The organism is Pseudomonas sp. JS3066, assembly GCF_036328175.1.
GTDB lineage: Bacteria > Pseudomonadota > Gammaproteobacteria > Pseudomonadales > Pseudomonadaceae > Metapseudomonas.
Map to the genome: position 1 here is coordinate 5,640,849 of NZ_CP143312.1, position 15,093 is coordinate 5,655,941.

A 15,093-nucleotide genomic window follows, 5' to 3' on the forward strand; every position below is an offset into this window, starting at 1 on the left:
AAGGCTCAGGGAAGCACGAGCCCTCCGGCGTCCTTGTGCAATTGGCGCAGGTGCGCACCGATGGCCTTGAGGTTGGCCTCGGTGGCGTTCAGCTCAGCCATGCGCTGAGGTTCCAGCAGGCTGCGAACTTCGCGGTCGAGGTCGTCGCTGAGTTTGCGCATGGTCTGCTGGCGGGTGCTGCTTTCGGATTCCAGGCGCTGCCACTCCGCACTCTGCGGCAGGCCGTAACCACCCTGCAGCAGCTCAGCCGGGCGGCTGAGGAATCCGCTGTTGGCGAGCATTTGCTCCAGGGTGCCGCCGGCCTTGGCGAAGCGGGTTTGCCCGGCCTGCTCGCGGGAGCTGAGGTAATTGCGCTTGAGCTCGTCCTGGGCCAGCAAGAGTTGGCGGCGCTGGGCGGCCTGTTCCAGCAGGAGCAGGGCGGCGCTGGCGCGCAGGTCGGCCTTGTCGAACCAGGGCCGGCGTTGCTCGGCGGTGAGATGAAGCCAGTCCTCGACCTCTTCCTGGGGCACCTTCAGGCGCTCGCGAAGGATCTTGAACATGGCCTGGTAGCGGTCGCGGAAGGAATCGAAGCGATACCCCAGGCGCAGCGCTTCCTTGGGATCGTCCAGTGGCGTGCGGTCGGCCACTCCACGCCCCTCCAGCAGCTTGAGCAGGCCGTTGGGCATGATGCTGTCGAGATCACGCAGCGCCGGGTGGTCAGTACCGCTGCGCAGCAGCTTGAGCGTTTCTACCGCGCAGTTATTGGAGAGGAACCAGTAGTCGCCGTCGTAGCTCCAGTGCATCTCGGCAGCGCGCTCCACCAGGGCTTCTACTTCCTCGCGGCTGAGCTTGAGCGGCACCGAGGCGAGGCTGCGCAGCTCCACCTTGGTGTATTCCTCGATCACCTGATGCAGCGGCAGCACGAACAGGCGCGAGGGATAGGCGCCGGTGAGGCCGTCCCAGCTCGATAGCTGCACGTCCCCGACGAAGGCGCGGTAGGACAGCACCAGATGCTGGTCGAGGTCGAGGCGGCAGTCCGGCCCGCGCGGTCGGCCGGGGGCGCAGATCACCAGGCGCAGCATGCTGTGGCCCCAGCGGCTGACCCAGTTCTGGTTGGCCTCGGCGAACAGGTAGTCGACTTCGTAGACCCGGTCCGGGTCGAGTTTGCCCAGGGGCTGCTTGCCGAAGTCGCGGCCGGCATTGAGGTAGGCGTAGCCGTCGTTGCAGGGGGCCTGCAGTTCAGGGCCCCAGCCGAAATGTTCGCGGTAATAGCGGTATAGCGCCGGGCGGCGGCAGGCGTAGGCCGGATCGAGGAGGAAGTACTCCATGTTCACGGCAACGAACTCGCGGGCGTTCTTCAGCTCGTAGATATCCGGGCTTCGCGCCACTTGGTGGTTTTCCTGCTCGCGCTGACCGCGCTTGCCGACGTACTGCGGCCAGCCGGCAAGGTCGAGAAGGCGCGGATCGTCGCTCAAGGTGAAGCGGCGCTCGGTCTGACCCCGGCAGTCGCCAGGCAGGCCTATACGGCCGTTGCTGGAAGCCTGGTTGCGACAGCGGAACTGTTGCGTCTTCTCGGCGGGGGACCAGAGGCGGGCGCGGTCGTAGATGTGCGTCAGCTCGTGAAGCACGGTGGCGAGCATTTCGCGGCGCACCGTTCCGTGAACGCGAGCGGTCTTCTGCGTGGCCGCTGTGCCGTCGGTGAGGCCGGTCAACAGGTCGCGGTTGAGCACCAGGGCATCGAAACGTGTCGCGCGGCCGTAACCGTTCTCGGGCAGGTCATCGCTCCAACCCACGGTAACGTCCCGGTCCAGTCGGTGGACGAAGGTCGGTGGCAGGGCTGCGAGAGCTTCATCGAGAAGCTGCTGGCTGGCCTGACGCTGAGCCGTGGTAAGTCCCTCGTCATCCAGCAACAGGCGCAACTCGGCCTGGGCAGTGCCCGCCAATAGCAGGACGCCCAGGCCGATCAGGCGCAACCAGGTGTTCAGGGGCTGATGCTCGCGTAGGTCAGAGGGCGACGATGGTTTCCGCCAGCGCCAGATCGCTGGCCTCGCGGGCTTGCGGGAACTGATCGCGCAGGGCGGCGAAAGCGGCCTCGAGCTGGGCGCCACGAATCTCACCGGCGCTTGCGACGAAGCTGGCGGCGTCGTCGCGGGCGGCCACGACCACTTTCATGTCGCGGATCGAAGTCGTGGTGTCTGAGGTGAAGTCGAGAGTGCGGTCCAGCGCGCGGACGATGATGTTGCTGGTCGCCACCAGGGTCTGGGCCTGGGCGGCACCGGCTACGAGGGAAAGGGCGATGGCTGCGACAGACAGCGAGCGGCGCATGGAAGCTCTCCGAAGGAAATTTCTAAGGTATTGGACGGAAATACCCTACGGCAGTTCTCTGCCGCGGGCACAGGGCGCGAAGGTTAGCGGAATGGGCGGGTGAGGGCCAAGCGCTGCGGGGCATGCAGCCCAAAGGGCCGCGCAGTGCACGGCCCGGAAGGCGGGGTCAGAGGGTGAGAATGGCCTGGGCCAGTTGTAGGTCGCTAGCAGCCAGTTGGGGTTGCAGGCCACGGATGTGCTTGAACGCGGCCTCCAGCCGGGCCCCGCGGATGTCACCGTCGCTGGCGACGAAGCTGGCAGCGTCTTCACGCGCGGCGAGCACGATCTTGTCGTCGTTGAAGGAAGAGGTGATGTCCGAGGTGGCATCCGAGGTGGCCTTGATGGCGCCAACCACGGCGTCAGTGGTCACCACGAAGCTGGTAGCGGATGCGCTGGTGGCGAGCGCCAGCAGGGCTGCGGCACTGAGCAGGCGAAGTGAGGTCATGGGGGGCTCCTTTTAGACCAGTGCGGCAGCACGAGAAGCGCTGCCGGCTGGGGGAAAGCCTAGTCAAAGTGAAGCTTGCGGGCCAGTACTGGCCAGGTGCGTGTGCTAGCGCCAGAAGGGGCGCTCCAGTTCCTGATAGCGGTCGCTCGGACTGATACCCACATCTGCCAGCGCTCGGGAATCCAGCTGCGCGAGCTGGTGCCGCGTGCGGGCGTTGCGCCGCCACAGGGCGATGGTAGCGAACAGTCGCAGGTACCAATGCGTACGCGGGCTGATGGTCTGGAACTGGGCGGAGGCAGTGAGGGTGCGGTCCATGGCGCTTGTCCTTCCCGCGGCAGGGCGGGGATGGGTTATGGAATGACATGATCACGCCCCGCAGGAAAACTGTGCAGTCACAGTGAGATTGAATTGTGCTGCATCAGATTGCTCTTGTTGTGAACTGTATTGGTCTGATTCGCGTCAGCTGTGTCGAAACCACTGAAGGGCCGAGCGTAGGGCGCGCTGTACAGACTGACATTCCTGCACTGCCGCGCATGGCGCACCCGGCAAAAATTGAAAATTCCAGGGTCCAGAAACGACGAAACCCGTCGCGGGCGGCGACGGGTTCTGTCTGGGGTGTTGCTGTCGGGCCGCTTGGCCCGGTGAACTGCTTAGCGCCAGAAGGGCTTGTTCAGTTCGGCTTCGCGCTGGGCTTCGCTGATGCCAGCGTCAGCCAGCAGGCGGTGGTCCAGCATGGCCAGTTGATGACGGCTGGCGATGCGGCGCTGCCACAGCAGCAGGGTGGAGATAGTGCGCAGGGCCCACGAGGATTTCGGGGATTGTTCGGCGCTTTCGAAAATCAGGTCGGAACTGAGGGTACGTTCCATGGCGGCAGGTCCTTCCCGCTTGTGACGGGGCTTGGTTATCAACTGGTGCCTATGATCTACCCGGAACAGCCGCGACTGTAGTCACAGTTGCTCTAAATTGTGTTGGTCTTTATTAGCATGCTTATCAACTGTTTTGCTGAAATTGAGCGCAACTGTATGGGTATCCCGTTGAATCGCTCGTGATCCAACGGGAAACCGTAGTTTTTCCTGTGTAATAAACGAAAGGCAGGTTTTTTGAACGGTACAGTTCCGGTTTTTTAGAAACTGTTTTTTGATCTTTTTGTCAGAATCAAAGGTTACAAGCCCATAACTGTTTTGCTCATACCAGATCAGTTGGCCAGCATCCGCCCGGTTTCTTCCAGATTGATATGCCAGGACATGGCTTCGCGCAGCAGATGTGGGGTATGGCCGCCCTTGGCGCAAGCCGCGCTGAAGTAGTTCTGTAGCGGTTGACGGAAATCCGGGTGCACACAGTTGTCGATGATCGCCCGCGCACGCTCGCGGGGCGCCAGGCCACGCAAGTCGGCCAGCCCCTGCTCGGTGACGAGGATGTCCACATCGTGCTCGGTGTGGTCCACATGGCTGACCATGGGCACCACGCTGGAAATGGCACCGCCCTTGGCGATGGACTTGGTGACGAAGATGGCGAGGTGGGCGTTGCGGGCGAAATCGCCGGAGCCGCCGATACCGTTCATCATTTTCGTGCCGCCCACGTGGGTCGAATTGACGTTGCCGTAGATGTCGAACTCGAGCGCGGTGTTGATGCCGATTATTCCCAGGCGCCTTACCACTTCCGGGTGGTTGGAGATTTCTTGCGGGCGCAGTACCAGCTTGTCCTTGTAGCGCTCCAGGTTGCCGAAGACATCGCTGTTGCGGCGCGCGGACAGCGTGATGGAGCTGCCGGAGGCAAAGCGCAGCTTACCGGCGTCGATCAGGTCGAAGGTCGAGTCCTGCAGCACCTCGGAATACATGGTGAGGTCCTGGAAGGGCGACTCGATCAGGCCGCACATCACGGCGTTGGCGATGCTGCCGATGCCGGCCTGCAGCGGCGCCAGGTTGTTGCTCATGCGCCCGGCTTCCACTTCACGCTTGAAAAAGTCGATCAGGTGGTCGGCGATGGCCTGGGTTTCGTGATCCGGCGGCAGCACGGTGGACAGGGAATCCGGCTGTTCGGTGATGACGATGGCGGCGATTTTCGCCGGGTCGATCGGGATTGCGGTGCCACCGATGCGGTCGTCCACGCGGGTCAGCGGAATGGGTGTGCGGGTCGGCCGGTAGGTCGGGATATAGATGTCGTGCAGGCCCTCCAGGTTGGGGTTGTGCGCCAGGTTGATCTCGACGATCACGCGCTTGGCGAAGATCGCAAAGCTGGCGGAGTTGCCCACGGAAGTGGTCGGCACGATGTGGCCTTCTTCGGTAATGGCCACAGCTTCGATGACTGCGATGTCCGGCAGCTTGAGCTGGTGGTTGCGCAGCTGCTCGACGGTTTCCGACAGGTGCTGGTCGATGAACATCACCTCGCCGGCGTTGATCGCCTTGCGCAGGGTGCTGTCCACCTGGAACGGCATGCGCCGGGCGAGCACACCGGCTTCGGTGAGCTGCTTGTCGAGGTCGTTGCCGAGGCTCGCGCCGGTCATCAGGCTGATCCGCAGGGGCTGCTCCTTGGCGCGCACGGCCAGCGCCTGCGGCACGGCCTTGGCTTCACCGGCACGGGTGAAGCCGCTCATGCCAACGGTCATGCCGTCTTCGATCAGGGCAGCGGCCTCGGCCGCACTCATCACCTTGCCCAGCAGGGAGGACAGGCGCACGCGATCAGAGTACATCGGGAAAACCTCGGGCAACGGGGTAGGAGCCGCGCAGTCTAGGGGCTGGCGGGGCGCCCGACTTCTATACCAAGGTCGAAGAGATGGCTCTATTCAGGGCCTTTTGTCGGTTCGCTTGCCGAGCCGTGTTAATCCTTGTGGGAGCGAATTCATTCGCGAATGAATTCGCTCCCACAAAAAGGTATGCGCCAGGTAAACAAAAACCCCGGCACAAGGCCGGGGTTCCTGATATCGCGGAACAGGATCAGTCGACAGCCTTGACCATGTCCTCGATCACCTTCTTGGCATCGCCAAACACCATCATGGTCTTGTCCATGTAGAACAGTTCGTTGTCCAGGCCGGCGTAGCCGCTGGCCATGGAACGCTTGTTCACGATGATGGTCTTGGCCTTGAAGGCTTCCAGAATCGGCATGCCGGCGATGGGCGACTTCGGATCGTTCTTCGCGGCCGGGTTGACCACGTCGTTGGCACCGAGCACCAGTACCACGTCGGCCTGGCCGAACTCGGAGTTGATGTCTTCCATCTCGAACACCTGCTCGTACGGAACTTCGGCCTCGGCCAGCAGGACGTTCATGTGGCCCGGCATACGGCCGGCAACCGGGTGGATCGCGTACTTCACGTTCACGCCACGGTGGCTCAGCTTCTCGGACAGCTCCATCAGCGCGTGCTGGGCACGGGCCACCGCCAGGCCGTAGCCGGGGACGATGATCACGCTGTCGGCGTTGGTCAGCAGGAAGGCGGCGTCGTCGGACGAACCGGACTTCACCGGACGCTGTTCCTTGCTGCCGCTCGAGGCACCAGCGTCAGCTTCGGCACCAAAGCCACCGAGGATGACGTTGAAGAAGGAGCGGTTCATCGCCTTGCACATGATGTAGGAGAGGATCGCGCCCGAGGAGCCCACGAGGGAGCCGGCGATGATCAGCATCGAGTTGTTCAGCGAGAAGCCGATACCAGCTGCGGCCCAGCCCGAGTAGCTGTTCAGCATCGACACCACCACCGGCATGTCGGCGCCGCCGATCGGGATGATGATCAGCACGCCGATGACGAAGGCGAGCGCCACCAGCAGGGCGAAGGCTGCGATGTTGCCAGTGAAGGTGAAGTACAGGCCCAGACCGATGATGGCCAGGCCGACCACCAGGTTCAGCTTGTGCTGGCCGGCGAACTGCACCGGGGCACCCTGGAACAGGCGGAACTTGTACTTGCCGGACAGCTTCCCGAAGGCGATTACCGAACCGGAGAAGGTGACGGCACCGATGGCTGCGCCGAGGAACAGTTCCAGGCGGTTACCAGCCGGGATGGCGTCTCCCAGGGCAGCTACGATGCCGAGCGACTGCGGCTCGACCACGGCGGCGATGGCGATGAACACCGCGGCGAGGCCGATCATGCTGTGCATGAAGGCAACCAGCTCCGGCATCTTGGTCATTTCGACGCGCTTGGCCATGATCGAACCGGCGGTGCCGCCGACCAGCAGGCCGACGATCACGTAGCCGATGCCCTGGGTGGCCAGCTCGGCGCCGAGCTTATAGATGAGGCCGACAGTGGTGAGCACGGCGATGGCCATGCCGACCATGCCGAACAGGTTGCCGCGACGCGACGAAGTCGGGTGCGACAGGCCCTTGAGCGCCTGGATGAAGCACACCGAGGCGACGAGGTAGAGAACAGTGATCAGGTTCATGCTCATGGTCAGTGCTTCTCCGCCTGCGCTTTCGGCGCTTTCTTCTTGAACATTTCCAGCATGCGTCGGGTGACGAGGAAGCCACCGAAGACGTTGACCGCGGCCAGTGCCACGGCCAGGGTGCCCATGGCCTTGCCCAGCGGGGTGACGGTGAGGGCGGCGGCCAGCATGGCGCCGACGATCACGATCGCCGAGATGGCGTTGGTCACGGCCATCAGCGGGGTGTGCAGGGCAGGGGTGACGTTCCACACCACGTGGTAGCCGACGTAGATGGCCAGCACGAAGATGATCAGGTTGTAGATGCCGTCTGAAATCAGATCCATGTCCGCTTCCCCTTAGCCGTTGTTACGGACGACCTGGCCGTCGCGGCACATCAGGCACGCGGCGACGATGTCGTCTTCGAGGTTGAGATGGAACTGGCCGTCCTTGTCGATGACCAGCTTGAGGAAGTCCAGCAGGTTGCGCGCATAGAGGGCGGAGGCGTCCGCCGGCACCATGGCGGCCAGATTGCTGTGGCCGACGATGGTCACGCCGTGCTTGATCACGACCTGGTCAGCTTCGGTCAGCGGGCAGTTGCCGCCCTGGGCGGCTGCCAGATCGATGACCACGGAGCCCGGCTTCATTTCGGCGACGGTGGCCTCGTGGAGCAGGGTCGGCGCCTTGCGGCCCGGGATCAGCGCGGTGGTGATGACGATGTCGGACTGCTTGGCGCGTTCGTGCACGGCCTTGGCCTGGCGTTCCATCCAGGAAGCCGGCATCGGGCGGGCGTAACCGCCGACACCCTGGGCGCATTCGCGCTCTTCATCGGTCTCGAAGGGAACATCGACGAACTTGGCGCCGAGGGACTCGATCTGTTCCTTCACCGCCGGACGTACGTCGGAAGCCTCGATCACAGCACCCAGGCGCTTGGCGGTGGCGATGGCCTGCAGGCCTGCCACACCGGCGCCGAGGATGAGGATGCGCGCGGCCTTCACGGTACCGGCAGCGGTCATCAGCATCGGCATGAAGCGCGGATAGTGGTGGGCCGCCAGCAGCACGGACTTGTAGCCGGCGATGTTGGCCTGGGACGACAGCACGTCGAGGCTCTGGGCGCGGGAGGTACGCGGCGCGGCTTCGAGGGCGAAGGCAGTGATGCCACGAGCGTTCATGCGCGCGATGACTTCGTTGCTGAAGGGGTTGAGCATGCCAACCAGTACGGCGCCAGCGCGCATGTGCGCCAACTCGCCCTCGGTCGGGGCGACCACTTTCAACACCAGGTCGGCGCCGAAGGCAGCAGAGTCGTTGCCGATGGTGGCGCCAGCGGCTTCGAAGGCGCTGTCCGGGATGCTGGCGCTGACGCCGGCACCGCTTTGCACCGTCACCTGGTGGCCTTGGCTCACCAGCTTCTTGATGGTCTCGGGTGTCGCGGCAACCCGCGTCTCCCCGGCGTGGGTTTCGAGAGGAACACCGATGTGCACTTCAAATCTCCTGCGTGATCGATCTGGTGAACCAGTGCACTGCGTGTGGTGCTCTGGCGAGGCGAATCCGCCTTTCAACAGCCTGGTACCGCAACGGCCGAAACCTTGGTGGCGCGGCATTCTGCAATCGGAACCGCAAGGCCTTCAAGCAGTTCTGGAGTAAAACGCTGAAATAACTACAAGTCATATTCCGACCCGCTCATCCCGGTTTCCATTCCAGGCCTCGCCGCCCTTGGCGAGAAGAGCATTTGTCCTGTCGAGACAGGGGCCGGTTGTATCCCGGTCCTGAATGACTATCCATCAAAGCAGCGCCAGTACAGGCTTGCAGTCCGCAACATCCTGCCGTTAATGGCTGGAGCACCGTTAATCAGACTTTTTAATAGTTGCCATAAGGCTGCGGAAAATGGGCGTTCTGTAGTTTTTGAGAATGGTTGACTACAGGGTCAGGAATTGGATTTTTGCTGTTTTCCGGGAGAAGCGTAGTCCGCGCACAGGCCAGTCGCCTCGCGGGCTGCGCCATATTGTCGCGGGTTGTCAGTCCAGACCCTGGGGCTGGCCGTAGGGTGCACTATGCGCACCAGCGGGGTTCCGATGCGCGCGGCGCACGCTACCGGGGCTCACACCAGCAAGCCGAGGGTCTTGGCGCGCATCACTGCCTGGGTACGGCGTTTTACGCCGAGTTTGCTGTTGATCTTCTTGGTATGGGTTTTCACCGTATTGACCGAGATGAACAGGTAGCCGCCGATCTCCTGGTTGGAAAAGCCCTCGGCCAGCAGCTGCAGCACGGCGCGCTCGCGCTGGCTGAGCAGGCTCACCGGGTCGCCGTCGATGGTCGCTGCGTTGTCACAGCGCGGATAGTCGCGCAGCAGCCCATGCATACCCAGGCGTTCGGCCTCTTCCAGCGCCTGGCGTTGCAGCGGGCCGGAGTCGGCACGGTCGAGCGCACGCCAGGCAGCGGCCAGGGCCAGGCGTACTTCGCAAGCCAATGGCGCGAACTGGAGCGCCTGACAGCGCTCCAGCAATGGCTGCAGCAGGGCTTCGGCCTGCTCGGCGCGACCGGACTCCAGTTGCGCGCGAGCCAGCAGCAACTGATTACGCAGGGGTAGGGTGGGGTAGTCGAGTGGCGCCATCCAGGCGCAGTCGCCGACGAAGTAACGCTGAATGCGCAGGGCGACAGGTTCGATTCGATCCCAGCGGCCTTGGCGCGCAAGCACACGCATGCCTTGCAGGTTCAACACGCCGCTGTATGCGTAGCGCCAGACCTGGCGGCAATGCATCTGCCGTTCGGCCTCGCGCAGTTCCTGATAGGACTGGTCGAACTGCCCGCGGCGGGCACGGAGCTCCGCGAGGCCGAGGAAACCGTGCAAGGCGAAAGGGTCGAGACAGCCCTGGGCCTGCTCCAGGCCTGCATGCAAGGTGCGCTCGGCGTCGTCCAGGCGGTCGGCGACCAGGTGCAGCTCGGCCTGGATCAGATACAGGCGCCCGAGCATCAGGCTGTCGACCTGCTTACGCTGGCCGATCAACGCGAAACTCTGCTGCAGCAGAGTCTGCGCGCGGCCGAACTCGCCGCGCAGAAGGAGCAGACGAATGCGGTCGAGGTTGATCAGCACTTCGAAGAGCAGGCTGCCGTGGCGGCGGGCAATCTCCAGGGCCTTGTGCAGATAGTGCGGTGCATCCTCGGGAGCACCACTGGCCATGGCCACCCGCGCCAGGCTGGAGTAGCAGAACAGAATGGGCATCCAGTCGTGCTCGGGCAGGTGTGCCAGGGCCTCGCGGCAGTGTTGCCGCGCACTGGTTATGTCCTGGCTGCGCAGGGCCGCGAGCACGCCATGCAGGGCCTGACTGTTGGCCAGCAACTTGCGGTTGCGCAGGGCGGTTGGCTGCGGCAGGAAGTGGCCGAGCTTGGTGATGCAGGCTTCGGCTTCGTCCAGGCGCCAGGAGATCAGCAGTCCCCAGGCGTTCAGGCTGAGCAGGCGCGGGGTGCTCTCCAGCAGCGCGGCGGGAAGGCGCGCACGCCATTCCAGGAGGTGGGCCAGGTGCTGTTCGCCGGTCAGCCATTCCTGGCCGAGGCGTTCCAGGTAGTTGGCCGCCGCTTCCGGCTGGCCAGCGCAGAGCGCCTGTTCGATTGCGTCTTCCACCTGGCCGGCGGCGATGAACATGCGACAGGCGCTGAGATGCAGGCGTGTAGCTGCCGCTTCGCTGATGCGGTTGCGCAGGGTGCGTGCTACGGCGGGGAGCACCCGGTACCAAGTGCCGTGTTCGTCCAGGGGCATGCAGAAGGCTTGGCGCGCCAGCAGACGCTCGAAGAGCTCGGCGCCGTCGCTGTCCTCCCAGAGGTGCTGGCAAAGCTCGGCGGAAACCTTCGGCAGGTGTGCCAGGGCGAACAGACAGGCCGCTTCTTCCGGGCTCAGGCGGTTAAGCAGTTCGTGGTCCAGGTATTCCTTGAGCCAGCAGTGATTGCCACTGGCGCTGGACGGTGCCTTGCCGGACAGGTGCAGGCGTACACCGGCGCACCAGCCTTCGGTTTCTTGCCAGAGCTCCTCGCGCAGGGCGGCGCTGGTCTGCGGTGCGAGCTGATCCACCAGTTGCTCGTGTTGCTGGCGATCGAGCGCCAGTTGGGGTGCGTCCAGTTCCAGCAGCTCGCCCGCCAGCAGCAGGCGCGGAAGGTTCCAGGCTGGACGCTGGCGCACGCTGACCAGGAGGCGTAGTCCCGGCAGGGCGCGAGCGAGGAGTTGGTCGATGCAGTCATCGAGGCCGGCCGGCGGATGGCCCGGGTAGTCGTCCAGGACCAGCCAGGTGCATTCGCCGCGATGGGCCAGCAGTTGTTGCAGTGCCTGGGCGGCAGGCAGCGCGGGAACACCTTCGCCGAGTTCGGTGGCGAGCTCGGCGAGCAGCTGTTCCGGGGTAAGTGGTTGGCCGGCGAGGTTGATCCAGATGATCAGGCCGGGTTCGGTCTGGGCACGGAGGAATTCGTTGAGCAGGACGCTCTTGCCGAAGCCGGCGGGAGCGCAGAGTAGGCGCAGCTGGGCATCTTGGGCGGCTAGGCTGTCGACCAGCCTGGGGCGTGGAATGTGGGCCGGCGGCAGTCGCGGCAGGCGAGACGGAAGGACAGGCGATGTCTGGCCGGAGCGGGGCATGGGGCGGTTCTCACTGCGTTGTTGTTATGGATGAACCGGACCCTCGCAGACTAGTTGGCCAATCGGTGGGCTAGAAGCAGCATGGACAGCGCTTATGCAGCGCCATAACGGGCATGGGCAGGAAACGGACGCCCCGCTTGGCGGGGCGTCCGAAGTGCTCAGCGGATGCCTGCGTTGCGCAGGGCGGCGGGGGTGTAGTCGGCGCCGGTGGCGGCGAATCCGAACTCGATGCCGTGCTTCTCTTCGTTCTTCAGCCCGAGAGCGATGTAGCGTCCGGCGATGATGTCGTAGAGGGCCTCCACCGCGTAGGTGCTGACCTGGCGCTGGTAGTGGTAGCTGGCATGACCTTCACCTACGCGCCAGAGCTGGCCGCGGCCGTCGTAATGATCGGCATAGGCGATCTGCCAGCTATCTTCGTCGATGAAGTAGTGACGCTTGGCGTAGATGTGCCGCTCGTTGGGTTTCAGGGTGGCGACCACTTCCCACACACGGTGCAGCTCGTAGCGCGTCAGGTCCTGGTTCAGGTGGCCCGGCTGGATGATCTCCTTGTACTTGAGATTGGGCGATTCCAGCTTGTAGCTGTTGTAGGGGATGTACATCTCCTTCTTGCCGATCAGCTTCCAGTCGTAGCGATCCGGTGCACCGGAGAACATGTCGAAGTTGTCGGCAGTGCGCATGCCGTCGGCGGCGGTGCCCGGACCGTCGTAGGCGACCTGCGGGGCACGACGCACGCGGCGCTGGCCGGCGTTGTAGAGCCAGGCCAGACGCGGTTCCTTGACCTGGTCGATGGTCTCGTGGACCAGCAGTACGTTACCGGCGAGGCGCGATGGTGCCAACACGCGCTGCTTGAAGTAGAGCAGCACGTTGGCCGACTTCGCCTTGTCCAGCTCGTTCATGTCCGCGGGGAAGGCGACCTCGTCCTGGAACTGCACCGGCGTGAAGGAACCGTTGGTTTGCGGCGTGGCCTGGACCACCAGGCGCCGGGCGTTGCCGCCCCGGTAGCGGGTGATGTGGTTCCACAGGACCTGCACGCCATCTTTGGGAATCGGGAACGCGTAGTAGTGGCTGTCGGCGAAGTTGGACAAGCCGTTGCCGCCATCCACCGGCTGCGTATTGATGGCGCTCTGCTTCGCCGCGTCGTAGATCGCCTGGGGCGCGGCGGCGCTGCGATGGCTGGGGTAGACCGGAATCTTGTAGGTGCTGGCGTAGCGCTTGAACATCGCCATCTGCCCGGGAGACAGCTTGTCCTTGTACTGCTCGGCGTTGGCGGCAGTGATGGTGAACAGCGGCTGCTCGCTGGCATAGGGGTTGCCGACGAAGCCGTTGGCGTCGACCACTGCAGCGTTGGTGGGCAGGCCACCGGTCCAGGCCGGAATGCTGCCATCGGAATTGCCGACTTTCTCCGCGCCCAGCGGAGTGAGGCTGTTGCCGAGCTGCGCTGCCTCTTCCTGGCTGACGGCGGCCATGACGTTGGCGGCGAGCAGGCTGAGGACCAGGACGCCACTTTGCAGGATGCTTCTCTTCATTGCGGGAATCCTTGTGATCAGAAGTTGAGGCCGAAGCTGAGGGCGACGAAGTCGCGGTCAGTGGTCACGTTGTAGTGGCCGCCGAAGAAGTCGGTGTACGACAGGCTGGCGGTATAGGTGTTCGCGTACTCGGCATTGAGGCCGACGCTGATGGCCTTGGAGCCTTCGTTGAAGTTCGGGCCGTAGCCGTCGACGTCGTGAGACCAGGCGACGCTCGGGGTCAGGTTGATACCGGCGATGACGTTGCTGTACTCAAGGCTGGCGCGGGCGCGGTAGCCCCAGGAGCTGCTGGTGTAGAAACCCTTGTCGTTGCACTCGCGTTGCTGGGGGCTGGCGGCGGTGAGCGCCAGGCACACGGCCCGGGAGGACAGCTGGCCGGGGCCGTAGATGGGGTCGCGGCCGTAGCGCAGTTCGCCGATGTCGTCATTCAGGCCGCCGATGTGGTTGTAGCCCACCTCGCCTACCAGGGTCAGACGGCTTGCGCCCATGACCTGGTCGATGAACTGGGTGGCAGTGACCTGGGCCTGGGTAACCGGCTTACGCACATATCCATGCAGCTCTTCACCTGCACGATTGCGGGAATGGCCGCTTTCGAAGATTGGTGAGTTGGGCACGCCAAGGGCGGCGAAGGAGAGGTCGGTACTGTTGAGCTGCAATGGCATGTTCGGCCGGAAGCTGACTTCGCCGGCCAGCGAAGTGCCTTCGACGTTGGTCTGGAAGCTCAGGCCATAGAGGCGGATGTCTTCCGGGTACTCGATGAAGTAGCGCGCGCCGGGGGCGCCGGGAATGATCGCCGCGCTTGGCGTTCGGGTGCGTATGGTGCTGAAGATCGGGCCGCGGCTGTGGTAGTTCATCGCGTAGGCGCCGAACTCGGTATCGTTCATCTCCGGCACGAACCAGCGCAGGGCGACGCCGAATTGGCCACTGTCCCGGGCGTCACGGTCTCCGGCGCGGGGGATGTAGAGCGTGGCGCCGGTGTTGGTTGAAACGCCGGGCGGCAGATCGGGGCCGTTGACTACCAGGCGGTCGACGCAACCATCGGCCACCACGTCCGAGGTGGAGAAGAAGGTGCCGCAGTTGTCGGCCACCGTCTGGTCCCATTCCAGTTGATAGAAGGCCTCGGCGGAGAGGCTGTCGGTCAGGCTCTGCGACACATAGATCATGTTGACCGGGATGAGGCCTTCCTTGATCTCGGCGCCGGGACGGCGGAAGGCGGCCACGTCGATCGGGTTGATCGAGTTGATGCTGTTGCCGATGAAGGTGCTTTCACCCCAGCTCACCACCTGCTTGCCGACACGGAAGCTCCCCGGCAGGTCGCCCAGGTTGTAGTTGTGATAGAGGAAGGCATCGAGCAGCTGCGCACCGGAGGACTTGGCGCCCTCTTTGCGGTTGTGGTCGTCGATGTCGTAGAAGAGTCGGTGTTCGTCCTTCAGCTCGAAGTCATACCAGTACTTGCCGCGAAGGAAGACGCCGGTATCGCCGTATTTCAGCTCCAGGTCGTGAATGCCCTTGAAGATCTTCGAGAAAGTCTCCCCTTTCTTGAAGTTCAGGCGGCCGTCGTCCGAGGTACGCGAAAGTGCCTCGCCACCGCTGGCGGTGGAGATGAATTCCGGGTCCGGTGAGCGCACTGCCCAACTGGCGCCGACCGAGAGGGAGGAGTCGAACTGGGCTTCGATTTCACCAATGTTGAATGTGATGGCAGAGGCCTGGGCGCTGCAGCCCAGGGCGATGGCGGCGGCCAGCGTGTGCGGCCGGAAGATTCCGCGCATTGTTCTTGTTGTCATGCGGCTCTCCAGAGCGGGTCTTGGGAGGCCTCATGCT

General features: G+C 63.9%; 12 protein-coding genes. All 12 read right to left on the reverse strand.

The genetic code is table 11. The features are described from left to right. Positions 1–5 precede the first annotated feature (5 nt). Positions 6–1,964, reverse strand: a complete 1,959-nt coding sequence (locus SA496_RS26485) for an Lnb N-terminal periplasmic domain-containing protein (protein WP_442965099.1) — start codon at positions 1,962–1,964, stop codon at positions 6–8. A gap of 19 nt (positions 1,965–1,983) precedes the next feature. Further along, positions 1,984–2,304 carry a DUF2388 domain-containing protein gene (locus tag SA496_RS26490; RefSeq protein ID WP_330114721.1) on the reverse strand — a complete coding sequence of 107 codons (321 nt, stop codon included), beginning with the start codon at positions 2,302–2,304 and terminating at the stop codon, positions 1,984–1,986. Positions 2,305–2,470: 166 nt separating this feature from the next. Beyond that, positions 2,471–2,788 (reverse strand): DUF2388 domain-containing protein, encoded by a 318-nt coding sequence (locus SA496_RS26495; RefSeq protein WP_120653734.1) that lies wholly within the window; start codon positions 2,786–2,788, stop codon positions 2,471–2,473. Positions 2,789–2,893: 105 nt separating this feature from the next. Next, positions 2,894–3,103 (reverse strand): DUF1127 domain-containing protein, encoded by a 210-nt coding sequence (locus SA496_RS26500; protein WP_120653733.1) that lies wholly within the window; start codon positions 3,101–3,103, stop codon positions 2,894–2,896. 335 nt (positions 3,104–3,438) lie between these two features. Further along, the gene (locus SA496_RS26505; protein ID WP_028627123.1) at positions 3,439–3,654 is read right to left on the reverse strand and encodes a DUF1127 domain-containing protein; all 216 of its coding nucleotides are present in this window, start codon (positions 3,652–3,654) and stop codon (positions 3,439–3,441) included. Positions 3,655–3,983: 329 nt separating this feature from the next. Then, complete coding sequence (locus SA496_RS26510; protein ID WP_153919422.1) at positions 3,984–5,477, reverse strand: acetyl-CoA hydrolase/transferase family protein; 1,494 nt, start codon at positions 5,475–5,477, stop codon at positions 3,984–3,986. A 244-nt stretch (positions 5,478–5,721) separates the two neighbouring features. Next, a complete protein-coding gene (locus tag SA496_RS26515) occupies positions 5,722–7,158 on the reverse strand; it encodes an NAD(P)(+) transhydrogenase (Re/Si-specific) subunit beta (RefSeq protein WP_120653731.1) in 1,437 nt (478 codons plus the stop codon). 2 nt (positions 7,159–7,160) lie between these two features. Continuing rightward, on the reverse strand, positions 7,161–7,475 hold the full coding sequence (locus SA496_RS26520) for an NAD(P) transhydrogenase subunit alpha (RefSeq protein WP_016490057.1): 315 nt from the start codon (positions 7,473–7,475) through the stop codon (positions 7,161–7,163). Between the two features lie 12 nt (positions 7,476–7,487). Continuing rightward, positions 7,488–8,609, reverse strand: a complete 1,122-nt coding sequence (locus SA496_RS26525) for a Re/Si-specific NAD(P)(+) transhydrogenase subunit alpha (protein ID WP_120653730.1) — start codon at positions 8,607–8,609, stop codon at positions 7,488–7,490. Between the two features lie 617 nt (positions 8,610–9,226). Beyond that, positions 9,227–11,746, reverse strand: a complete 2,520-nt coding sequence (locus SA496_RS26530) for a LuxR C-terminal-related transcriptional regulator (protein ID WP_280359811.1) — start codon at positions 11,744–11,746, stop codon at positions 9,227–9,229. Positions 11,747–11,904: 158 nt separating this feature from the next. Next, the gene (locus SA496_RS26535) at positions 11,905–13,272 is read right to left on the reverse strand and encodes a DUF1329 domain-containing protein (RefSeq protein ID WP_280359810.1); all 1,368 of its coding nucleotides are present in this window, start codon (positions 13,270–13,272) and stop codon (positions 11,905–11,907) included. 17 nt (positions 13,273–13,289) lie between these two features. Beyond that, entirely contained in the window at positions 13,290–15,056 is a 1,767-nt protein-coding gene (locus tag SA496_RS26540) for a DUF1302 domain-containing protein (RefSeq protein ID WP_120653728.1), read from the reverse strand. Positions 15,057–15,093: the final 37 nt, after the last annotated feature.

Excerpts from the sequence above, each read along its gene's own strand:
- SA496_RS26515 (WP_120653731.1), bottom strand. The coding sequence starts at position 7,158 with ATGAGCATGAACCTGATCACTGTTCTCTACCTCGTCGCCTCGGTGTGC.
- SA496_RS26500 (WP_120653733.1), bottom strand. The coding sequence starts at position 3,103 with ATGGACCGCACCCTCACTGCCTCCGCCCAGTTCCAGACCATCAGCCCG.
- SA496_RS26510 (WP_153919422.1), bottom strand. The coding sequence starts at position 5,477 with ATGTACTCTGATCGCGTGCGCCTGTCCTCCCTGCTGGGCAAGGTGATG.
- SA496_RS26495 (WP_120653734.1), bottom strand. The coding sequence starts at position 2,788 with ATGACCTCACTTCGCCTGCTCAGTGCCGCAGCCCTGCTGGCGCTCGCC.
- SA496_RS26490 (WP_330114721.1), bottom strand. The coding sequence starts at position 2,304 with ATGCGCCGCTCGCTGTCTGTCGCAGCCATCGCCCTTTCCCTCGTAGCC.
- SA496_RS26530 (WP_280359811.1), bottom strand. The coding sequence starts at position 11,746 with ATGCCCCGCTCCGGCCAGACATCGCCTGTCCTTCCGTCTCGCCTGCCG.
- SA496_RS26505 (WP_028627123.1), bottom strand. The coding sequence starts at position 3,654 with ATGGAACGTACCCTCAGTTCCGACCTGATTTTCGAAAGCGCCGAACAA.
- SA496_RS26535 (WP_280359810.1), bottom strand. The coding sequence starts at position 13,272 with ATGAAGAGAAGCATCCTGCAAAGTGGCGTCCTGGTCCTCAGCCTGCTC.
- SA496_RS26520 (WP_016490057.1), bottom strand. The coding sequence starts at position 7,475 with ATGGATCTGATTTCAGACGGCATCTACAACCTGATCATCTTCGTGCTG.
- SA496_RS26540 (WP_120653728.1), bottom strand. The coding sequence starts at position 15,056 with ATGACAACAAGAACAATGCGCGGAATCTTCCGGCCGCACACGCTGGCC.